18 protein-coding genes and 1 other annotated feature are annotated in these 21,999 nt (G+C 32.6%); of the genes, 14 read left to right on the forward strand and 4 right to left on the reverse strand.

Annotated elements, in window-relative coordinates; translation table 11 throughout:
- The first annotated feature begins 54 nt into the window (after positions 1-54).
- The 12 genes from P8V03_RS15440 (at position 55) to P8V03_RS15495 (ending at position 14,379) form a co-directional block, all read left to right on the forward strand.
- Positions 55-1,647 (forward strand): spore germination protein, encoded by a 1,593-nt coding sequence (locus tag P8V03_RS15440; protein ID WP_318798860.1) that lies wholly within the window; start codon positions 55-57, stop codon positions 1,645-1,647.
- Between the two features lie 51 nt (positions 1,648-1,698).
- Positions 1,699-2,898 (forward strand): Ger(x)C family spore germination protein, encoded by a 1,200-nt coding sequence (locus P8V03_RS15445; RefSeq protein ID WP_318798861.1) that lies wholly within the window; start codon positions 1,699-1,701, stop codon positions 2,896-2,898.
- A gap of 5 nt (positions 2,899-2,903) precedes the next feature.
- A complete protein-coding gene (locus P8V03_RS15450; protein ID WP_318798862.1) occupies positions 2,904-3,137 on the forward strand; it encodes a hypothetical protein in 234 nt (77 codons plus the stop codon).
- Between the two features lie 36 nt (positions 3,138-3,173).
- Positions 3,174-4,268, forward strand: coding sequence for a GerAB/ArcD/ProY family transporter (locus P8V03_RS15455; protein ID WP_318798863.1), 1,095 nt, complete (start codon positions 3,174-3,176; stop codon positions 4,266-4,268).
- Between the two features lie 39 nt (positions 4,269-4,307).
- Entirely contained in the window at positions 4,308-5,402 is a 1,095-nt protein-coding gene (locus P8V03_RS15460; protein ID WP_318798864.1) for a GerAB/ArcD/ProY family transporter, read from the forward strand.
- 7 nt (positions 5,403-5,409) lie between these two features.
- Positions 5,410-6,498: a GerAB/ArcD/ProY family transporter gene (locus P8V03_RS15465; protein WP_318798865.1), complete on the forward strand. Its 1,089-nt coding sequence runs from the start codon at positions 5,410-5,412 to the stop codon at positions 6,496-6,498.
- 198 nt (positions 6,499-6,696) lie between these two features.
- Positions 6,697-7,614: a putative selenate ABC transporter substrate-binding protein gene (locus tag P8V03_RS15470; protein ID WP_318798866.1), complete on the forward strand. Its 918-nt coding sequence runs from the start codon at positions 6,697-6,699 to the stop codon at positions 7,612-7,614.
- A gap of 86 nt (positions 7,615-7,700) precedes the next feature.
- The gene (locus tag P8V03_RS15475) at positions 7,701-8,456 is read left to right on the forward strand and encodes a phosphonate ABC transporter ATP-binding protein (RefSeq protein ID WP_318798867.1); all 756 of its coding nucleotides are present in this window, start codon (positions 7,701-7,703) and stop codon (positions 8,454-8,456) included.
- Entirely contained in the window at positions 8,449-9,249 is an 801-nt protein-coding gene (locus P8V03_RS15480) for a PhnE/PtxC family ABC transporter permease (protein WP_261671261.1), read from the forward strand. Before P8V03_RS15475 ends, P8V03_RS15480 begins: the two co-directional genes overlap by 8 nt.
- Entirely contained in the window at positions 9,246-10,106 is an 861-nt protein-coding gene (locus tag P8V03_RS15485) for a PhnE/PtxC family ABC transporter permease (protein ID WP_318798868.1), read from the forward strand. The genes P8V03_RS15480 and P8V03_RS15485 overlap by 4 nt, the downstream gene beginning before the upstream one ends.
- Positions 10,107-10,385: 279 nt before the next feature.
- Positions 10,386-12,107, forward strand: a complete 1,722-nt coding sequence (locus P8V03_RS15490; RefSeq protein ID WP_318798869.1) for a methyl-accepting chemotaxis protein — start codon at positions 10,386-10,388, stop codon at positions 12,105-12,107.
- Between the two features lie 232 nt (positions 12,108-12,339).
- Positions 12,340-14,379, forward strand: a complete 2,040-nt coding sequence (locus P8V03_RS15495; RefSeq protein WP_318798870.1) for a methyl-accepting chemotaxis protein — start codon at positions 12,340-12,342, stop codon at positions 14,377-14,379.
- Positions 14,380-14,448: 69 nt separating this feature from the next.
- Here the strand turns inward: P8V03_RS15495 and P8V03_RS15500 are convergent, their stop codons facing one another.
- Both P8V03_RS15500 and P8V03_RS15505 read right to left on the reverse strand, forming a co-directional pair.
- Positions 14,449-15,732 (reverse strand): ArsB/NhaD family transporter, encoded by a 1,284-nt coding sequence (locus tag P8V03_RS15500; RefSeq protein ID WP_318798871.1) that lies wholly within the window; start codon positions 15,730-15,732, stop codon positions 14,449-14,451.
- Between the two features lie 92 nt (positions 15,733-15,824).
- Positions 15,825-15,877 (reverse strand) — a sequence feature (sodium ion sensor (DUF1646 type); this cis-regulatory element may regulate processes involved in with the transportation of sodium ions).
- Positions 15,878-16,026: 149 nt separating this feature from the next.
- Positions 16,027-16,371: a hypothetical protein gene (locus tag P8V03_RS15505; RefSeq protein WP_261671255.1), complete on the reverse strand. Its 345-nt coding sequence runs from the start codon at positions 16,369-16,371 to the stop codon at positions 16,027-16,029.
- Positions 16,372-16,538: 167 nt separating this feature from the next.
- Between P8V03_RS15505 and P8V03_RS15510 the strand changes: the two genes are divergently transcribed.
- Entirely contained in the window at positions 16,539-16,736 is a 198-nt protein-coding gene (locus tag P8V03_RS15510; RefSeq protein WP_261671254.1) for an alpha/beta-type small acid-soluble spore protein, read from the forward strand.
- Positions 16,737-16,856: 120 nt separating this feature from the next.
- On the opposite strand, the gene nudC is transcribed toward P8V03_RS15510, so the two are convergent.
- Entirely contained in the window at positions 16,857-17,633 is a 777-nt protein-coding gene (gene nudC / locus P8V03_RS15515; RefSeq protein WP_318798872.1) for an NAD(+) diphosphatase, read from the reverse strand.
- A 132-nt stretch (positions 17,634-17,765) separates the two neighbouring features.
- Between nudC and P8V03_RS15520 the strand changes: the two genes are divergently transcribed.
- Positions 17,766-19,136 (forward strand): Na+/H+ antiporter NhaC family protein, encoded by a 1,371-nt coding sequence (locus P8V03_RS15520; RefSeq protein ID WP_318798873.1) that lies wholly within the window; start codon positions 17,766-17,768, stop codon positions 19,134-19,136.
- Between the two features lie 42 nt (positions 19,137-19,178).
- Here P8V03_RS15520 and P8V03_RS15525 read toward each other — a convergent pair whose 3' ends face one another.
- Complete coding sequence (locus P8V03_RS15525) at positions 19,179-21,356, reverse strand: PAS domain S-box protein (protein WP_318798874.1); 2,178 nt, start codon at positions 21,354-21,356, stop codon at positions 19,179-19,181.
- Between the last annotated feature and the right edge of the window lie 643 nt (positions 21,357-21,999).

Consider the following 21,999-nt stretch of genomic DNA (forward strand, 5'->3'; position numbering starts at 1 on the left):
ATAAAACTTCTAGTATTAGAAAAAACTATAAAAAAGTAAATAGGGGTTTTGCCTATGAATATCATTAAACATTTTATAAATAAGAGTAAAAGTTCGTCGACATCTAACAGTATTCAATCAGATACAGTTTTTCAAGCGGACCCGTTAAGTTGTAATATACAGGAGAATATCAATAGTATTAATAAGAAGACAGGAAGCAGTTCAGATATAGTTATAAGAGAACTAACCGGTGGAGCAGATAATAGTGTAAGGATAGCAGTGCTCTATACAGAAGGTTTGGTAGATAAAGAGTATATAGTAGATTATGTGCTAGAAAATATAGCAGAGGGACTAAAAGGAAACAGTCTAAATCAGCAGAACTGTTTTGATGCTCTAAAAGGAGTAGACCTTCCTGTAGCTAGTATAAAGGTAATAGAAAAAATAGATAATCTCTTTACAGATCTGCTTTCTGGAGAAACTATTATTTTAATAGACGGATTTAACCAATGTCTTTCTATAACTTCAAAAAAATGGGTAGATCGTGGGGTACAAGAACCAAGTTCTCAGACTGTAGTCAGAGGTCCAAAGGATGGGTTTACAGAAACTTTAAGAACTAATACAGCACTTATTCGAAGGAGAATTAGAGATCCTAATCTTTGGATAGAAACAAAGCAGATTGGAAGGAGAACAAAAACAGATGTAGCTGTTGCTTATATAAAAGGTATAGCAAATGATAAAATCATTCAGGAGCTATATACACGATTAGATAAAATCGATATAGACGGAATATTAGAAAGTGGATATATAGAAGAGCTTATTCAGGATGAAGGCTTTACTATTTTTCCTACTGTATATAACACTGAGCGGCCAGACGTAGTGGCTGCAGGATTACTAGAGGGGAGAATAGCAATAATAGTAGACGGAACTCCTTTTGTTTTGATGATACCTGTACTATTTGTTCAATTTTTTCAGGCTAGCGAGGACTATTACAATAGAGCTGATATAAGTACTCTTATACGGATCCTTAGATTTATTTGCTTTATGCTAGCACTACTTGTTCCAGCTACCTATGTGGCAATAACTACCTTTCACCCGGAGATGATACCAACAACACTGCTTACCAGCCTTGCATCCCAACGTGAAGGAGTACCTTTTCCTGCCGCTGTAGAGGCGCTGCTTATGGAGGTTACCTTCGAAGTTCTTAGAGAAGCAGGTATTAGAATGCCAAGAGCTATCGGATCAGCTATATCTATTGTAGGGGCACTAGTGTTAGGGCAGGCAGCGGTGGAAGCAGGAATTGTATCACCTATAATGGTAATTATAGTATCTTTTACTGCTATATGCAGTTTTGTATCTCCATCTTTTAATATGGCAATGTCTATAAGAATGCTCCGTTTTGCATTTTTGCTTTTAGCTGCCACCTTTGGGTTATTTGGAATGGCCTTAGGGTTAATTACTATGGTACTTCACCTTTGTAGTCTCCGTTCCTTTGGAATTCCCTATTTGTATCCTATGGGGCCTTTCAATTTAGAGGATCAGGAAGATTCAGTAATCCGTGTTAATAGGAGAAATATGGTTACACGTCCTAATCTAATTAATAAAGATGATGTTGTCCGTGAAGGTGCAAGTCTACAAAAGGAAACACAGGATAAAGGCGACGAACAGTAGAATAGTAAACCATAAAGGTAGGAGAAGCCTATTGAATAAAGGGGAATGGTTATGAAGAGAAGGATAGCTATAATATTGATTTTTATATCAATGGCAAGTCTACTTACGGGATGCTGGAGCAAAAGAGAGCTGAATGAACTCTCTATTGCGACAGCTATTGGTATTGATAAAAGTGGTGACAAATACACCGTTAGCGTTCAACTTATGAATCCATCAGAAATTGCTGGTCAAAAATCTTCAGGTCAACGGGCGGCGTCAGTTGTGTATAAAGCAGAGGGAAAAAGCATATTTGAAGCTTTAAGAAGAATGACTTTGTCTACTTCCAGAAGAATCTATGTTTCCCATGTTAGAGTAATTATATTTGGAGAACAAGTATCTAGAGAAGGCATTAAAGATCTGCTAGATTTTTTGTCAAGGGATCATGAAATGAGGTCCAATGTATATATGTTGACGGCAAAAAATTCTAGAGCTGAAGATGTTTTAAGCATATTATCCGTTGTTGAAAAGATTGCAGCTAATAAAATATACTTATCTCTTAGAAGCTCAGAACAGTCTTGGGCAGCAACTAGTGTTGTCAAGTTAGATGAATTAATAGATAGTATTAGTAGTAAGGGAAGAGACGCGGTGATGAATGGGGTATTAGTAAAGGGAAACTTAGAAATTGGCAGCACAAATGAGAATATAAAAAACTCTCAACCCCCTGCGATTTTGGCCATAGACAATATAGGGGTATTTAAAAAAGATAAATTAATTGGATGGTTAAGTGAAAAAGAGGGCATAGGTTATAACCAGATAATGGGGAAGATTAAAAGCACAGTTGTTACCGTTAATAGTCCTGAAGGTGGTAATGTAGGCATTGAAATTAAGAATTCAAAGTCATCAGTAAAAGGAAAGGTTGAAAATGGTAAACCCAAGATATATATAGATTTTAAAGCATCGGGAAACGTGGGAGATGTACAAAGTACTGTAGATGTAACAAAGGCAGAAAATATAAGAAAGCTAGAAGCTGAAACAGAAAAGAATATGGAAAAAAACATGAAGGAGGTTATAGAGAGAGCGCAAAAAGAGTTCCAGAGTGATATATTTGGTTTCGGAGAAGCTATTCGTAGAAGCAACCCTAAGGAATGGAAAAAAATCGAGAAAAATTGGAATAATGGATTTAAAGATTTACCTGTAGATATAAATACAACAGTAACTATTAAACAAATTGGAACTACAACAAAACCTATTCCCGGGGAAATTAAGGAGTAAGGAATATGAAAATAGTTTTACTTATACTGCTACTAACTGTAGTTATCATATTGATAGAGGTTCCAGCACTGATAAAAAAAGGACTAAAGAAAGAATTAAAGGTTTTTTTTGTACTGCTTTTTATTTCAATGTCCTTAAGTATAGCAAAAGGTTTAAACATGAATATACCTAATCCTTTTGATTTATTAACAATTATATACAATCCTATAATTAAAATTGTAAGCAATATATTTAAATAGAAATCAGTATTTTAAATTTAGAAACGAGGAAATATAATGCTAGAAAGTGGAAGTATTAGTGAACACCAAATTAAGGTCTTAGTAATATTAAATTTTATAGGCACAGCTGTAATAAATGCACCAGGGGCCTTAATGATGGAGGCAAAACAAGAGGTTTGGATTGTTGGCATTATTGGGTTAATAATTGGATTAGCACTTATGAAACTCTACACGGCTTTAGGAATGATGTTTAAGGGAATGACCCTAGTTCAATATTCTAGAAAACTACTTGGTAAGATTTTTGGCACATTAATATCCTTTTGGTTTGTTTTGTTTCTGATACTTAACACTTCCGCCTTTCTTTGGATTGAAGGCGATTTTATTTCTACACAGATTATGACTGAAACACCACAGTTAGCCACAAATATACTTTTTATGACTGTTGTAATTTTTGCAAGTAGGCTTGGTATAGAAGTATTGGCAAGAACAGCAGAAGTTCTATATCCCTGGGCGGTAGGTGGCATTGTGATTCTAACCATACTTGTATCTCCTTCAATAGAAGTTAGAAATCTAATGCCTATACTGGAAGTGGGCATAAAACCTATAGCTAGAGGAGCATTATTTTATCAAAGTTTTATTTCACTTACATTTGTGGCTTTTTTGATGATTTTTCCTGCCTTTGTTAACAATGTAGAGAATGCGAAAAAATCCTTTTTCACTGGTATGATACTTGCAGGATTATTATTTGAAACTATAATACTAGCAACAGTGCTGGTAATGGGAGCTAATGTGGCCTCTAGAAACCTATACTCTACTTACGCATTAGCGAAGATGATAAGTATAGGTGAATTTGTTGAGAGAATAGAAGCAATAATAGCCATGGTGTGGGTAATTTCAATTTTTTTCAATACAGTGTTATACTTCTATGGAGCATTGATAGCATTGGCCCAATTGCTAGACTTAAAGGATTATAAGGCTTTAACTATACCTTTAGGTATCATAGTAATTATTCTTACAGAAATTAGGTTTCCAAACAGTGCCTATGCCCTTCAATGGAATACTACAACCTGGGTAGCTTACGCACTTACAAATGGATTAGTTATTCCATTACTGATTTTGGTAGTTGGTAAAATAAAAGGTAAGAAGACCTAAGTATATTCTATACAAACAAAAGGTAAAGGAGCGCTATCTATGACAAAATACAAAATTAGCTTAAGACAGCTATTTGCCATGATGGTATTATTCCAGCAAGGCAGTGCAGTAGTTGTAGGATTAGGAATGAAGGCAAAACAGGATGCATGGATAGCTATCCTTTTGGGGATGATCGGTGGATTGACATTATTTATATTATATTTTTATATTTATTTTAAAAATTGCAATTTACCTTTCACCAGTATTATCAAGAAACTGTTAGGTAGGTACTTAGGAGGTTTTGTTGCAGTTGTTTATATTTTATATTTTGGTTATATTTCCGCAAGAGTACTAAGAGATTTTACTGAGCTTGTTATAACTAGTATTTTAGAAGGAACACCTTTAGCTGCAGTCAGTCTTATTATTATAATAGTTGTCGGTTACAGCTGTTATTTAGGAATTGAGGTTTTAGCAAGAACAACTGAAATATTGTTTATAGTAATCTTCCTTCTTACCCTGCTGCTTGTAGTTTTAGTTATAAGTGGTGCTAACCCTGAAATTAAGAATCTTTTACCGATATTAGAAAATGGATGGAAGCCGATTTTTGCTACAGCATTTCCTTTGACCATAACATTTCCCTTTGGTGAAACTATTGTATTTACAATGTTTTTTTATAATTTAAATAAACCAAATGCTGGTATAAAATATGGAGCTTATTCCATAATTTTTAGCGGATTACTGTTAAGCTTCATTACTGCAGTTAACATTAGTGTCCTCGGTTCTAGAAGAGCTGGTATGTCTAACTTTCCTCTTTTGGAGACCTTAGAAAAAGTAGAAATTGGAGAATTTGTAACTCGTTTAGACTCAATTGTAGTGCTGATATTAATTATTAATGGATTTGTGAAAATTGCAGTTTTTGCCTATGCTGTGGTAATAGGACTACAAGATATATTTAGGTTTAAGAATTATAGGATAATAATAATTCCTGTTTGTGCTGCCATTCTAATTAGCTCTTTAAAAATGGCATCTAGTTACTCAGAACATATCCAGATAGGATTAGAATTAGTGCCTAAATATATACATATACCACTTCAAATAGTAACGCCATTATTACTAGGTATAATTACTTTCGTTAAGTCTAAAAAAGAAAGGTGAAAAAGTAATGGCAAAGAATGAAAAAATAAGTGAACACGGGTTCAAAGTTTTCGTAGTTCTAACCTTTACTGGAACATCGGTGCTAAATGTTCCAGGAGCTTTAATTGGGAAAGCTAAGCAGGATGCCTGGATTGCAGCTATAATTGGTATTATAATTGCCCTACTAATAGTAGCTTTTTATAATAAGGTAGCGACTCAGCTTGGCAACATGACTTTAGTAGGATATGCTCATAAAGTTATGGGAAAAAGAGTTGGAAAAATAATTTCTGTATATTTTGTTATATTTTTAATCCTTAATTGTGCATCAGTATTATGGATTGTAGGAAATTTTATATCAACGGCAATTTTGGAAGAGACTCCTCAAATTATAGTTAATGGTTTGTTTATGATAGTAGTTATTTTTGGGTGCAGGCTAGGCATAGAGGTAGTTACTAGGTCAGCAGAAGTTTTATATCCTTGGGCTATTGCAGGCTATTTAACTTTAATCATTTTTACACTGCCTAGCATGAAATTGAGAAATCTCAAACCTTTTTTTGAAGCGAAGTCAATAGACGTATTCCATGCAGTATTACTCTTTGAATCCTTTGTACCTTTAACCTTTATAGCCTTTTTAATGATTTTTCCAGTATCAATAAATAATATTAAAGAAGGGAAAAAGGCTTTTAACAAAGGAATAATAGTTGCAGGAGTTTTACTTGTTTTGTTAACAAGTGTAACTATTTTAGCTTTAGGGACAGAATGGGCCAACAGAAGTGTGTATCCCAGTTATGCACTAGCTAGAAGTATACAATTAGCTAATGCGCTGGAGAGAGTAGAGGCAATTACAGCTATGGTATGGATTATTGCTATATTTTATAAAACAGTTTTATATTTTTATGGAGCTGTTATAGGTTTTAGTGAGATTTTAAGTTTGAAAGACTATAAGGCATTAACTTTACCTTTAGGAGTAATTATAGTTATTCTTTCTCAGGTGATATATCCAGATGTAGTTTATGAAATGGATTGGGATACTACTACTTGGATACCTTATGTCTTTACTAATGCAATCCTTATCCCTTTGTTCCTTATCATAGTTGATAGAATCAAAAATAAATAGGAGTATATTATTAAGTTTACTTATAAAATCATTTTGTATAAGAAAAAATTATAGTTAAGATTGAAACTATTACAAAATGTTATTTTACCAAGTACACAGAATGATATAAAATAACTATGAATACAAAATGATAATCGTTATCGTTTTTATTTAATATTAATTTTAAAAAACATACTAAGGATAAATTGGAGGTATACTATGAAAAAATTTATGGGAGTTTTCTTAGCAGGACTTATGATGTTTTCATTAACAGCTTGTGGACAAAAAAACACTAGTGATACTGCTAAAAAAGAAACTACAAAGGAACAAAAGGAATTCAAAATAGGAGCAATTCCAGACCAAAGTGCTTCTGAACTAAATCCAAATATGGAGGCAACAGCAAGATATCTTAGCGAGAAGACAGGATTAAAGGTTAAATTTGTTCCATCCAATGATTATGCAGCCTTAGTTACTGCTTTTGAAAGAGGAGAAATTCAATTGGTTTGGTTTGGTGGTCTTACAGGAGTTCAGGCAAGAGCGGTAGCGCCAGGTGCTGAAGCTATTGCACAAAGACCAAGAGATGCTAAATTCCAATCAGTTTTTATAGCTCAAAAGGATTTAAATGTTTCTAAGTTAGAAGATTTAAAGGGAAAGACTTTTACTTTTGGTAGTGAAAGTTCAACATCAGGAAGCTTAATGCCTCGTTATTTCTTAACAAAGGAAGGCATAGATCCTGAAAAAGATTTTAACGGCAAACCAAATTACTCAGGTTCCCATGATAAAACAATTAAGCTTGTAGAATCAGGAGCTTTTCAAACAGGAGCTTTAAATATATCTGTATGGGAAAAAACTATTAAAGAGAATAAAGTTGATTTAAATAAAGTTAAAGTTTTCTATACAACACCAGAGTATTTTGATTATCACTGGACAATTAATAAAGATGAAAATATAGATAAAGTATACGGAGAAGGAACTAAACAAAAGGTTAAGGATGCATTACTTTCCATGAGCCTTGATAAAGGTGGAGATCAAGCACAATCTTTAAAGTTCTTCCAAACAGACAAGTTTGTTGAAACTAAAAATGACAACTATAAAGCAATAGAAGAAGTTGCTAAAAAACTAGGTATGGTTAAATAGTAGAATAATTTAATATACTAATAGATAAATAGATACTTAATTTATTATTAAGTATCTATTTATCTATGTGAACAGAAGGTGACATTATGAAGAATATATTTGAATTACAGGATGTATCTAAAATCTATGGTAATAAAACAGCACTAGCACCTCTTTCTATTACTATAAAAAAAGGTGAGATAGTTGCTCTAATAGGTCCAAGTGGAGCAGGAAAAACAACTCTACTGAATGCTTTAGCTAATATTATTAAGCCAGATAGCGGTAAACTACTTATTGATGGAATTTCAGCTGCTGAATATAAGACTGGTAAGCAGCTAGCTAAGAAGGTTGGGATTATTCGTCAACAGTTTGATTTAGTAGGTCAGTTACCAGTAATTCAAAATGTCTTGGCTGGCAGACTGTCTGAATGGGGATTTTTTAAATCCTTTTTATCGTTGCTTTTCCCACAGGAGAAAGAGCTAGCGGCTAAGGCTTTAAAAAGAGTAGGGTTATTAGAAAAAATCTATGAAAAGACTTCTACTTTATCTGGTGGAGAGCAGCAAAGAGTTGCTTTAGCTAGACTGTTAGTGCAAAAACCAGAAGTTATACTAGCGGATGAGCCAGTTGCATCTTTAGATCCTGCTCGTTCGGAGGATGTTTTATCTATGTTAACAGAGCTTGTAAGAGAAGAAAATCAGACGCTTGTGGCAAGTGTGCACAGCGTCGAGTATGCTAAAAGGTATTTCACACGTGTTATAGCACTAAGGCAAGGAAAAGTTTACTTTGATCTTCCAACAGAAAAGGTGACGGAGAGAGATTTAGCTATGCTCTATGATTTAAAGGAGCTGAGGAAGGATGCATAACATTAAATCTTATTTAGAATTTCATAAAAAAAACATACTTACTTTAATTCTCATTTTAATTTTTATATGGAGTCTATTTTCAATCCATTGGGGACCAGAGCTTTTACATCCAGGTGGAAAGGTTACTATAGTTCAGGTTGTGGAATCATTGTTTAAGCCAGACTTATCCTCTGAAACTTTACAGTCCGCATTGATTGCCGCTTGGAGGACTCTTGCCTATGCTGTAGCAGGTATGACACTAGCATTTATCATTGCAATGGTTTTTGGAATACTAGCCTCTGGTATTTTAGCATATAGTGAAGTTAATCGTAGGGTTTCTAAAACTATATTCAGAGGTGTACTTGGATTTATGAGGGCTATTCATGAGCTAGTATGGGCTTGGTTATTTGTTGCTGCCATTGGATTAACTCCTTACGCTGCAATTTTTGCTTTGGCAATACCCTATGGAGGAACTCTTGGACGTATTTATGCGGATATGTTAAATGATGTTCCAAAAGAACCTATAAAAGCCTTAAAGGCAGCAGGAGCTTCTAGGTTACAGGTTTTGATCTACGGATATTTTCCTATAGCTAAGATTGATATGCTAAGCTATACCATGTACAGGCTGGAGTGCGCCGTTCGCTCATCAACGATTATGAGCTTTATTGGACTTGGTGGATTAGGCTATCAAATTCAATTGGCATTGCAAGATTTAAACTATAATGTTATGTGGACATATATGTTTTTTTTAACAGCGCTTGTAGTTCTTATTGACCTCTGGAGCAACATGCTTAGAAGGAGGCTTGTAATATGAAATATGAAATAGATATACCTAAGAAAAATATAAAATTTGATTTTATCAAGTTCTCCATTCTTCTTATTTTTATAATAACCATTGGATCCTGGATATTTATATATAAGGTAGATAATGCAGATTTTTGGGGATTATTCTCTGAAAGTAATATTAATTATGGAAAGAAGTTTTTAAATGGATTACTAGGTGTTGGAGAAGAAAATCCTGCATTTTTCAGTGGTGAAAGTTGGACAAATGCCTTAAAGCTCACTTACGAAACTCTTCAAATGAGTATTATGGCTATTGGCTTTGCAACAATAGGGATGCTTTTAACAGTAATTCCTGCTGCAAGAAATACTGCCGATGGTACATTGACCTTATCGAAGAAATGGTATAGCTGGATTCTATTTGGAGTAATGAGAGGTTTATATATTTTTTCAAGAGCAGTTCCGGAGTTAGTTTGGGCTATGATTATAGTTTTTATCTTTAAACCAGGTATTCTTCCAGGAGCTATAGCATTAGCACTGCATAACTTTGGAATACTAGGAAAGCTTTGTGCAGAAGTAGTAGAAGACTTAGACTTAAGACCTATCAGAAACCTTGCCTCCTGTGGGGCAAATTCCGCACAAATACTTATTTACGGGGTAATACCAACGGTAATGCCTAAGTTTCTTACATATATTTTATATCGTGGAGAAGTAATACTTCGTACTACTATTGTTGTAGGGTTTGTAGGTGCTGGCGGATTAGGTCAGCAATTTAAGCTTAGTATGAGTTATTTTAGATACACAGAAATAACATTGCTTTTAATTTGTTATTTATTGCTAGTAGTACTTGCAGATTTGTTGTCAGAGGTTTCACGTAAAATAAGTGAATAAAATTTTTATATAAATACTAAGGACTTACGGTTAATACTGAACTACTTTTACTATAGATTCAGTACTAGCCGTTTATTTATGATATAATTTTAAATTAGATGATTTTTTTACCAAGGAGTTGTTAACGGATATCTTTTCGGTAAAAAAGAACATGATTGCAAGAAGAATAATGAACAGTTAATATCTTTTATTATGGATGGGTTAAAAAAATAATTTTTTAAGATAATGCGAATGAACATTCATTCAGAGAATACAAAACTAAGAATGGGGGAGATTTTTATGAGGTGGTTTAAAAACTTGAAAATATCACACAAACTAATATTTTCTTGTATTTTAGGAGCATTATTTATTGCTGTTATGGGGGTTATTGGCGTCGTGAATATGAAAAAAATATATTCAAGCAGCGATTTAATCGTAGTACATAATTTAAAACCTTTGCAGCAAATAACAGCTATTAGACGGAATATAATGGAGATAAATTATGACATGCTTCTAATTACTAATCAAGAGAATAAAGAAGATATTCAGAGATTAGAGGAATCTGTTAAAAAATTAAGAGAAGCTGACGATGCGTTGTTGAAAGAATATAATAGTTTGCCGGAACTTGAAATAGAAGCTGAAGAGAGCAAGGCATATGGAGAGTTTGTAAAATTACTTCCAACCTACAGAGAAAAACAGGACAAGTTATTTATTCTTGTTAAGGAAAATAACTATGCTGAGGCAAAGGAAGTATTTAAAGAGTATTATGACACTCAAAGTAAGATTCAGGATTCAATCCAGAAAATTGTAGAATCCAATATACAGCAAGCGGAGAAACGAGTAACGAATAGTTCACAAGTGTATAAAAGCTCTTCTAGTATAATGATTGGCTTAGCTATTTTAGGTTTGGTAACAGCCAGCTTACTAGGTGCTGTTATAGGTAACATGATAGGTAAAAATTTAAAAAAGGTTGTGGTTTTTGCAGAGAGGTTAGCACAGGGGGATTTAACTAAAAATATTGATATAGACACAAAGGATGAAATTGGTGATATGTCAAAAGCACTAAATAGGGCCATAGAAAATATAAGGGAATTAGTGAATGAAATTATTCATAGTACTGGTAAAATAACTTCTTCCACTAAAGAAATTTCAACTACAGTTGAGGAAGTTTCCTCTAAGATGGAACTTATAAATCAAAGTACAATAGAAATATCTGCTTCCTCTGAAGAATTAAGTGCAACAGTAGAAGAAGTAAATGCATCAACAGAAGAGATATCTTCTTCTGCAAGTGGATTAGCTGTTAGGGCTAAAGAGGGGGAAAGCTCTTCAATAGAAATAGAAAACCGCGCTTTAGGGATAAGGGATAAGGGTCAAGAGGCAATTACTGTAACAGAAAAAGTATATGAGGAAAAGTATAATAATATTTTAAGGGCAATAGAAGCTGGAAAGATAGTAAGTGAAATTAGATCTATGTCCGATGTTATCGCTGCTATAGCAAATCAAACTAATCTTCTTTCATTAAATGCCGCTATAGAGGCTGCTAGGGCAGGAGAGCATGGAAAAGGTTTTGCTGTAGTTGCCGATGAAGTTAAAAAGCTTGCGGAGAATTCCTCCATATCAGTTTCGAAAATTCAAAGTTTTATAGGTGAAGTAGAAGAAGCTTTTATAAATCTTTCAAGTACTTCAGAGGAAATTTTAAAACATATTGGAGAGAATGTAAGAACAGATTATCAATTATTTCTAGACGCAGGCTTTAGATATGAGGAAGATGCCAGATATGTAAAGAACATGTCTCAGGAAATATCATTATCAACTAAAACTATGTTATATTCTATAAAAGAAGTAAGTGAAGCTATTCAAAATGTGGCAGCTACGGCACAGAGTTCTGCTTCAAGTTCTGAGGAGATACTATCTAGTATAGAGGATGCTACTATGTCTATTCAGGAAGTTGTTAAATCAACTCAAATTCAATCTGAATTAGCAGAGAGATTAAATGGAATGGTGCAAAAATTTAAAGTGTAATATTTCAAAAAAGTTATAAGTTGATAAGTAGAAGAAGTTTTATTTATATTTTTACAAAAAGTGTCATTATCATGGCTATATTTTGTCCATTTATCATCTAAATAGTACGCTAACTTCCGGCGTACTATTTTTTATTTACTTTCAATTAAATATTTCTGAAAATTTTTTATTCACAATATTTGACAAAGATGATAAACTGTAATTAATCGAATTATATACGGAGGTGTCAAAAATGAAAAAAAGTAAGAAGAAAGTTGAAAAAAGTAGTATAAAAGTAACAATAACTAGAAAAATTGGCACAAAAATTTTTATTGCTTTAATAGCTATATGTATAGTTCCAATGTTACTTTTAGGACTAGTTTCATATAATCAAGCTTATAGTGTACTTGACAATAAATTCAAAATAACTACAGAACAAACTCTTACAGAAGTAAACAGAGGACTTGATAACTATTTTGAAGCAATGTCAAGGCAGATAGTGATGCTATCTAACAATGTAGATTTGAAGGAGATTGAAGCAAAGCCAGAGTTTGAGTCATTTTCAAGGTATTTGCTCCAAAATGTAAAGGAAAGTAATGAAGAAATTTTTACTGTATATTATGGAACTGAAACAAGAAAAATGATTACCTATCCTGAGGTTAGTTTGCCAGCAGATTTTAATCCTACAACAAGACCTTGGTATGCAGATGCAGTTAAAAATAAAGGAAAGCTAATTTTCAGTGAAGCTTATAAAGACGCAGCTACAGGTAACATAATTATTTCTATATCTAAAGCTGTAGAAAACGATGGACAACTTGTAGGTGTAGTTTCAATGGACTTAAATTTAGATAAACTATCTCAGCAACTATCTGGAATAAGGATTGGGAAAGAAGGATATGTATTTATTGCTGACTCTAAGGGTACTGCTTTAGCCCACTTAGATAAAAAATTGGTTGGAACAGACGTGGTTTCAAAACAAAACTTTTGGAGTGAAGTAAAGAGTAAAGAAAAAGGTTTTGTAGAATATAAATACACAGAGGATAACTCAAATAAATTTGCAAGTTATACTACAAACAAGAAAACAGGCTGGAAGATTGTTGCTTCTATGAAAGAATCAGAGTTACTAGGTGATACTAATATCATTAGAAATTTGACCTTTTTATTTATTTTTGTAGCAGGAATCTTTTCTATAATTATAGCGATATTCATAAGTAAGGGGATAAGCAAAAATGTACTTAAGCTAAAGAGTTCCTTTGAAAGAGCAGCAGATGGAGACTTAACCACAAGGGCAGTTATAAATTCGAAAGATGAATTTTTGGAATTAGGAAATAGTTTTAACGCAATGATGGAAAATATATCTACCTTGACTAAGAATGTAGAAGAATCCTCTAAGGTTGTTTTGGAAACCTCTAGTATTTTCAGTGCTATGACAGAGGAAGTTTCTGCTTCTATAAATGGAGTTAGCCAAGCAATGGAGGAGATTTCTAAAGGTACTATAGAGCAAGCAAGGAATGCAGAACAGGGAGCATTACAAATTAATGAGTTGGCAAGCAGAATTGAGGTTATTACAGAGTCAACAAAGGAAATGGATAGTATATCTTCAGAGACCAATAGTCTAAGCAATAAAGGTTTAGAAATGGTAGATACATTAGTAGAAAAGTCCAGCAATACTAAACTATCTACATCAGAAGTTAATGAAATAGTTAAAGAAGTAGATATAAGTACCGAGGCTATAAGTTCTATAACAGAAACCATAACACAAATAACGGAACAAACAAATTTATTAGCTTTAAATGCAGCTATTGAAGCTGCAAGAGCAGGGGAAGCTGGTAGAGGTTTTTCAGTTGTTGCTGAGGAGATAAGAAAGCTTGCGGAAAGATCCAGAGATTCAGCAAAAGAGATAAGTGACATTATTGGAAAAATCCAAAGTAAATCTAAATCAGCAGTAGAGGCTATAAATAGAGCAGAAGAATTCGTTCAGGATCAGGAGTTGGCAGTTGGAGAAACTAGAGTGATTTTTACTGAAATATTAAAGTCTATTAATAGTCTTATAGACAAAGTAAGCGAAATCAGATTATCTACCGTAGAAATGAATGATAGAAAAGAAGAAATTGTACAGGAAATAACCAATGTGTCATCTATATCTGAAGAAACAGCGGCAGGAACAGAAGAGGTATCTGCTTCTGCAGAAGAAATTTCCGCTACTATGGATGATTTTATAGAATATGCTGGCAAGTTGAAGGATTTGTCCAGTAAATTAGAACTTGAACTGAAAAGTTTTAAATTAAGTTAGTACTATAAAGGAGTAGAGCACCTTCTAGGAATTAGATTGTGCACTGCTCCTTTATTTTTCATATTCACACTACGCAAAATAAAGCAAGTATAAATAAATAGTAGCAAGTATAATTGTAAAAATCATTATAGGAAAGGCTACTTTAAAGTAGCTTTTGAAGGAGATTCTATAGCCCCTATCTGCTGCCATCCCCGTTGCTATAACATTAGCACTAGCTCCGATTATAGTTCCATTTCCGCCTAGACAGGCTCCTAGTGAAAGTGCCCACCAAAGAGGAGTAAGATTCATACCTGAGATTGTTCCCATATCTTGAATCATAGGTATCATTGTTGCAACAAAAGGAATATTGTCAACAAAGGCAGAAGCAATAGCGGAAACCCAAAGTATTGCCATAGTTGATAAGATTAGATTTCCATTAGTCAGGTCTAATACCCACTGAGCGAGAAGTTTTATTGCTCCGGCTTCCTTAAGACCGCCTACTAACATAAATAGACCAATAAAAAAGAATATTGTGTTCCACTCAAGTTCATGTAGAACCTCTTCTGGTCCTATGCGAGATATAGTCAGAAGTACAACAGCACCTACAATAGCTATAGTCGCAGATTCATAGTGAAGAACACCATGAAGCATAAAGCCAGCTAGGGTTACTCCTAGTACTAATAGGCTTTGTTTAAGAAGTCGTACATCTTTTATTGCTAACTTTTCATCCATTTTTAAAACTTTTTCTTTTGACTCTTCTGTTGTAGTTAACCCTTTTTTATTTAGAACAGCAAAGATAAGAGTAGTTGCTATTAAGGCAAGTAGAGCAATAGGTGCATTAACTTTTAAGAAACTTATAAAATCTAGGCCTACTGCACTTCCTATCATAATATTAGGAGGATCACCTATTAATGTAGCTGTTCCTCCTACATTAGAAGCAAAAACCTCAGCTATTATTAAAGAGACAGGAGATATTTTTAGTTCCTTAGCTATATCAAAGGTCATTGGCGTTATTAGAAGTATCGTTGTAACATTATCCAATATAGCTGAGAGACCACCTGTTATCATGGATAATAAGATTAGTAATCTTAGGGGTTGAGCCTTTGAAAGCTTCACCACTTTGATTGCTAAATATTCAAATAAACCTGTTCTTTTGATAACCATAACCATAGTCATCATCCCAATTAATAGCCCTATAGTATTAAAATCGATGTGTCTGAAGGCGTTTTCCTGATTTATTATTCCTGTAACTATCATAAGGGATGCTCCTATAAAAGCAAGCAGGACTTTATCAAGTTTCTCAAATATTATTAATGTGTAGTTTGAAATAAATATAGCACATGCCATAATAAGATTAAAAGAATTAGTTTCCATAGTTAATCCCCCTTTAAAAGTTAAATAAATAACTATATTACCTGGATTTTAAAAATATTTGACGAACAAAAAAGGTGAAAAAGTCCTAAAAGGACTCCCCACCCTAGAAGTCAATTGCTTGAAAGCGAATTTGTATCGCCCAACCGAATTAGTAATATGTTACTTTTTTATCAATGTAATGTCAATATATCATAATGATGGGAAAAAGTCAACATAATTTTCAGAAGATTTAAACTCCGCTGAAGATACTGTTAATTATAAAGGAGAACCGGTAAGACTGGTTCTCCTTTATAACTAATCTATTAGATATATATATATTTGTCTGTTTGTTCGCTTATTGTAGTCAACTAAAATATTAGAGTTATAAGTATGAGCTAATTCTTCTTCTAAAAGTTTGATTTTTTCATCTGTGAAGCCTATAGGAGTTATAATTCTTAGTTCATATCCATTGGGTATTCTTTTAATGTCTCCTATAGCATAGTATTCTCCTAAATTATTTTTCAAGTTTTTTTCCTGCATTAGCTTTCTCCAGGCTAGTTTTATTGCTCTTTTTTCTCTGAGTGTTTGTAGAGAGGACTTTGGAACGCATAAACAAATACCGCATATAGCAGCACCAGCTAATACTATTTGATTAAACATACAAACCTCCAGTAAATGTATATACAATTTATCTTATTAATACACTAGAATTTTTATGACAATTGTTATCATTTTTTCATCCAATTTCATAGGGTAATAATCCTGAAATTACACAAACTTTAAATGTAAATATTGAATTATAGAAAATTAAAAGGAGGAACTTAACTATGGCAAATAGAAGTAATAGAGTATTAGTACCACAAGCAAAGGCTGGATTAAATCAATTTAAAATGGAATCAGCAAGAGAAGTAGGAGTAAACTTAAAGGAAGGTTATAATGGGGATTTAACTGCAAGAGAAGCAGGATCAGTAGGTGGAAACATGGTTAAAAAGATGGTTGAAGCTTATGAACAAGGATTAAAGTAAAGACTAACCTTAAATAGAACATAGAAAGATAACCTGCATTCTGTATGAGTGCAGGTTTTTTTGTAATTTAAAATTGATAGCTAATCAACTTGGTAAAGTATATTAAAATACTAATTGAATTTATGCATAGTTATGAATAAACCATTCTATAAGCCTACCAGCTATACTGCCCTTAGGAGGTGTTTTAGGTAATTCATCTACAGCATACCAGTAAGCCTCATCAATTTCTACACCATCCACTTTAATTTCACCATCATCATATTCACAGGTGAAGGCTACCATTAAAGAGTCAGGAAAAGGCCAGGGTTGACTTCCGAAATATTTTATATTTTTAACTTTTATGCCTGTTTCCTCAAAGACCTCTCTAGCAACACAATCCTCAAAGGTTTCACCAGGTTCTACAAAGCCTGCGATTACACTGTATGTTTTATTGGCAAAGTTTGTATTGTGAGCTAGAAGTAGTTTTTTATCTTTAGTAACGGCAGTTATGATTGCAGGAGATATTCTAGGATAATTAATAAAACCGCACTGGGGACAGATTTTTGCTCTTTCATCTTCTTTTTCTTTCATTAAAGTTCCACATCTGTTGCAATATTTGTATGTATTATTCCAGCGTATTAAATGAAATGCTTTCGCAACTAGATTGAAAAGAGAGTTTTCTATTAGGTTAGCTAGAGGACGCAACCCGTAAAACTCAAATCCAATTGGAATACTGTCTATTTTTGATATTTCTCCGAAAAAAATTTCCTGGTTAGTTCCTGATAAAGAAGAATCCAATACATCTAAATCAATGTTGAAATCTTTCATATTTTTTTCATTAGGTATTATGATATTTTCACTTTCTACTTTAACTAATAGTTCACCATTGTAAAAAATCAAATATAGTTTATCCTTCATAAAAATCCGTCCTTTTTTCAAGTTTTAGTATAGTACTATAATAACATATTTTTGTTATAGACAGTTATATAATACTGTAAAAATGTGATATTATAAAGGTAAATGGATTTTACTGGAATTTTGGGGTGGGGTATGAATAAAAATAAAGTTAGCAAAAAGAATACATATATTATTGGTGTTTTTACACTTGTATCAATAATAAGTTGTGTGATTTTTAGAATAAGTCTATTTTATGGTTTTTTTAGTAGTATAGTGCTTTCTTTAAGTATATTGTTAAAAGGCGGATTTACCATAGAACAACTATTGTATATGATTAAAAATAGCTTAGTTGAATGTAAAGATCTATTTATTCTAATATTACTAATTGGTGCTACAGTACCTATATGGTTTTCAGCTGGTGTTATACCAACTATGATGTATTATGGATTTGTATATATGCAGGGAGTTAACTTACTATTTATGGTCTTTATATTTACCTCTATTGTTTCAGTTTTTATGGGTTCAGCCTTTGCAGTTATTAGCACTGTAGGAATTGCAATATTAGGAGTAGGAAAGGTATTCGGAATTCCTGACTATATCCTTTTAGGGGCTATAGTTTCCGGTGCGTTCTTAGCAGATAAAATTTCTCCTATATCTGGGTTGATGAATCTTACATTGATCACTACTAAAACCTCGTACAGGAATGCGTTATCATCTATGTCTAGAACTTTATTGCCCGGTTACTTTTTTTCAGGAGCAGTATATTTTTATCTTGGTAAGGGATATAATTTAGTTTTAAATAGTTCTGATCTTGTTATTATGGAACTGGTACTAAAAAAGAGTTTTTATATTTCTCCAGCATTATTATTGTTGCCTGTCTGCATGTTCATATTATGTTTCTTAGGAATAAAAATAATCAGGGCAATATCCTTGGTTTTAATAAGTGGAGTAGTAATTGCTGTTACTACTCAGAAAGTAAGTTTGACTAATATTTTTTGGTCTATTCTAGCCGGATATAAAGGAAATACAGAGTTAGAGGAATTAAATAGTATACTCCTTTGTGGAGGGATTACTTCCATAGTTGAAATTTTGTTAATAATAATAGGAGCTATTACCTTAAGTAGCCTCTTCCGAGGAACGGGCTTAATAGCTCCTCTAGTAGATAGAATTATTGCTAGGGTAAAGTCAAAAAGGGAAATGGTTTTTAAAACTAGTATTATAAGCTCTATACTGACCTTAATCTGTGACCAAAGCGTAGGAGTAATATTGCCAGGCGAACTTCTAAAAAACAAGTATAGAGAATTAGGTATAGACAATGCCACACTAGCTAGAACTATATCAGATACAGGAATTATTATTGCACCACTTATTCCTTGGAATGTAAATTCCTTGTTTATATTAATGCTTACAGGAGTTTCCGCAACTACTTATGCTCCATATGCAGTATTATGTTATGCTTTGCCTCTTATAACAGTGTTATCAGGATGCATTGAAGGACTTAGGAAACTTCCCAATTCTCAGTGAAGATAAAATGATTAGACGCCCGGTAACTTACCGGACAGCTAATCATTCTATCATTTTAATGAAGGTATCTATAAGACTTGGGTCAAATTGAGTACCTGAATTTTTTTTCAACTCATCGATGGTTGCTTGCTTTGACATAGGTTTTTTGTAAGGTCTTTCATTTAGCATAACATCATAAGCATCAATAATAGATATAATTCTAGATAGAAGAGGAATCTCTTCCCCCTTTAAACCGTGAGGATATCCACTGCCATTCCATTTCTCATGGTGATATAAGATAAGTTCTGAGATACTGCTGAGATCAGGACTAGAGTTAGTAATATTATAACCAATTTGACAGTGTCTTTTCATTATATCCCATTCCTTCTCCGTAAGTTTATCAGGTTTTTCTAGAATATTTTTAGGAATAGCAATTTTGCCAATATCATGCAAAAGAGATAGTAGAATGAGTTTATCCAGATCTCCATTAGCTAACCCGATTATATGACCAAATTTAATAGCCATTTTTCTCATTCTTTGACAGTGATCACTAGTTTCAGGAGTACTGGCATGTAATGTTTCCTGTAATGATGAAATAACTGAGCTTCTTAAGCTTTTACTTTCTAACAACTTATTTGTGTACATAAAGTTTTCCGCTTCTTTAAAAAGTTCGTCAATATTTTGATGAAGACTATCCATAACTGCATATCCTATAGCCATATTCGGTTTTATTGGATTAAGAGTACTTTCTTCGCATTTAGCTTTAATATTGCCAATTATATGTTTTGTTTCATCCTCTGATGCAAGAGGTGTAACAATTATAAACTCATCTCCACCCCATCGACCAATTATAGAGTTATGTTGGCAACTGGCTTTTAATATTCTACCAGATTCCCTAAGAAGTTTATCTCCAATTAGGTGTCCGAAGGCATCGTTAGCTAGTTTTAATCCATTTACATCAGTAATAATTATGCTAATAGGGAATCTGTTCTTGGATATAAGCCTATTTAACTCTTGCTCCAAAAATAAACGATTATATACTCCAGTTAATTTATCATGATAGGTTAAGTATTTAATTTTTTCCTCAGCAGCTTTTCTTTCTGAAATATCTCTTGCAATAGTTTGGAATTCATAAGGTTTTCCATCTTTCCAGAGGATATTTTCACTTATTTCCAAAATAACTTTTTTACCTGAAATGTGAATAAACTCAAGCTCTAAGTTAGTAACTGATGACTTACCCAAAAAACTTATATTCTTTAGGCAGGGAAGCATTGACATATATTCAGGAGATATAAGATCTTTGATATTCATCTCCAATAGTTGGGCTCTTTCATAACCTAAAACTTCTTCGCAGGCTTTATTCACAGAAGTTATTTTTCCATCTAAATCATGAGTGTAAATAATCTCATTTGCATTTTCGAACAATAATCTATATCTTTCTTCACTAGCTCTTAAATTTTCCTTAAATGTTTTTCTTTCAGTAATATCTCTTACTATGGCACAACGCACTAACTTCCCATCTAATTCAGTTCCTATAGAATTTACTTCTACAGGAAATATACTACCATCTTTACGTTTGTGGAAGGTCTGAAAGTATACTCCCTGATCAATAGAACTTTGCAACTGCTGTTCCATTAAATCAACTGTTCTTTCATCTCTTAAATCACTAATTTTCATGTTTAGTAGTTCTTCTTTTGTATAACCGGACACTATGACAGCTGCATTGTTAACATCTATAATACTTCCATCCATATTAAAGAATAATATGACATCCTTAGAGTTCTCAAAAAGTGCATTAAATTTATCTAAAGATTGCTTTATCTCATTATCCCTAACTAGATCTTTAAAAATTGAAACTATGTATTTTGAATTGAGTTTGAAAACATAGTTTTCCTTCCAAAGGTTTAGATTTCCTTTCTTATAATATGAAATTGGAGTTTGTTCAGGAATTCCTGTTTTGTATACCTTTTGGAGTGTATGATAAAGCTTATATTTTCCGAAATTAGGAAAAGCGTCTAACATATTCTTATCAATTAAATCTTCTTTCTTTATTTTCAAAATTTCTTCTGCAGCATAGTTTACATCTCGTATTACAAATGAACTGTCTTCATCCTTTACCTCATAGATGATTGCACCACTATTTGAATTATAGAATAGTCCTTTATAAACTTCACGTTTAAGTTTATCAACTGCTATGTATTGGTTAGATAATTGAATGATTTTATCTTCTGTGATTTTCACTTGTAATCCTCCCGCTGATCAACCTTGTATTTATTATAACATGGATGATTAAACAAAAAATACTAATTTTCCACAAATATTATAACATTTCTTATAGAAATGCTAAACAGTTTTGTTGGTAAATTTTAATCATATTATGTTTGGTATTAAAATTAAATAAAGTATTTCTTTTTATGTTTGGTATTAAAATTAAATAAAGTATTTCTTTTCTGTAATAAAAACAAGGAGTTCAATTTCGTATATTTTGAGAAAATATGCTTAGTTATACAGTAAACTTATCCTGGTGTGCTTACATATATAAGTGGGAGATTTGGCGAGAATAAAGCTGATTTTTTAATATATTGTAACATATAACTGAATAACTAATGTGATGGAGAGAATTATAAATGATATTATTGAGTTCGTCACTTAGATTTGTGATAAATAAAATTATAGTATCTGAAAAATAATCAATAAAAAACAGTAAAAATGTACTTGACGTAAAAATATGTTTATGATATTATAATGAAGTCGTCGGAAACGACGAAAAACAAAAAAATTACAAAGTTCTTGACAATGAAAAACCAAGATGTTAAAATATCTAAAGTAGTCAAGATGAGACAAAATGATCCTTGAAAATTAAACAGAGTAAAGATAAGATAAT

The sequence above is a fragment of the Clostridium tanneri genome, from assembly GCF_033659955.1.
Lineage (GTDB): Bacteria > Bacillota > Clostridia > Clostridiales > Clostridiaceae > Clostridium_AM > Clostridium_AM tanneri.

Coding starts and splice junctions, on each gene's coding strand:
- nudC (WP_318798872.1), bottom strand. CDS start 17,633: ATGAAGGATAAACTATATTTGATTTTTTACAATGGTGAACTATTAGTT.
- P8V03_RS15455 (WP_318798863.1), top strand. CDS start 3,174: ATGCTAGAAAGTGGAAGTATTAGTGAACACCAAATTAAGGTCTTAGTA.
- P8V03_RS15505 (WP_261671255.1), bottom strand. CDS start 16,371: ATGTTTAATCAAATAGTATTAGCTGGTGCTGCTATATGCGGTATTTGT.
- P8V03_RS15460 (WP_318798864.1), top strand. CDS start 4,308: ATGACAAAATACAAAATTAGCTTAAGACAGCTATTTGCCATGATGGTA.
- P8V03_RS15470 (WP_318798866.1), top strand. CDS start 6,697: ATGAAAAAATTTATGGGAGTTTTCTTAGCAGGACTTATGATGTTTTCA.
- P8V03_RS15485 (WP_318798868.1), top strand. CDS start 9,246: ATGAAATATGAAATAGATATACCTAAGAAAAATATAAAATTTGATTTT.
- P8V03_RS15500 (WP_318798871.1), bottom strand. CDS start 15,732: ATGGAAACTAATTCTTTTAATCTTATTATGGCATGTGCTATATTTATT.
- P8V03_RS15510 (WP_261671254.1), top strand. CDS start 16,539: ATGGCAAATAGAAGTAATAGAGTATTAGTACCACAAGCAAAGGCTGGA.
- P8V03_RS15520 (WP_318798873.1), top strand. CDS start 17,766: ATGAATAAAAATAAAGTTAGCAAAAAGAATACATATATTATTGGTGTT.
- P8V03_RS15475 (WP_318798867.1), top strand. CDS start 7,701: ATGAAGAATATATTTGAATTACAGGATGTATCTAAAATCTATGGTAAT.
- P8V03_RS15465 (WP_318798865.1), top strand. CDS start 5,410: ATGGCAAAGAATGAAAAAATAAGTGAACACGGGTTCAAAGTTTTCGTA.
- P8V03_RS15450 (WP_318798862.1), top strand. CDS start 2,904: ATGAAAATAGTTTTACTTATACTGCTACTAACTGTAGTTATCATATTG.
- P8V03_RS15495 (WP_318798870.1), top strand. CDS start 12,340: ATGAAAAAAAGTAAGAAGAAAGTTGAAAAAAGTAGTATAAAAGTAACA.
- P8V03_RS15480 (WP_261671261.1), top strand. CDS start 8,449: ATGCATAACATTAAATCTTATTTAGAATTTCATAAAAAAAACATACTT.
- P8V03_RS15440 (WP_318798860.1), top strand. CDS start 55: ATGAATATCATTAAACATTTTATAAATAAGAGTAAAAGTTCGTCGACA.
- P8V03_RS15445 (WP_318798861.1), top strand. CDS start 1,699: ATGAAGAGAAGGATAGCTATAATATTGATTTTTATATCAATGGCAAGT.
- P8V03_RS15490 (WP_318798869.1), top strand. CDS start 10,386: ATGAGGTGGTTTAAAAACTTGAAAATATCACACAAACTAATATTTTCT.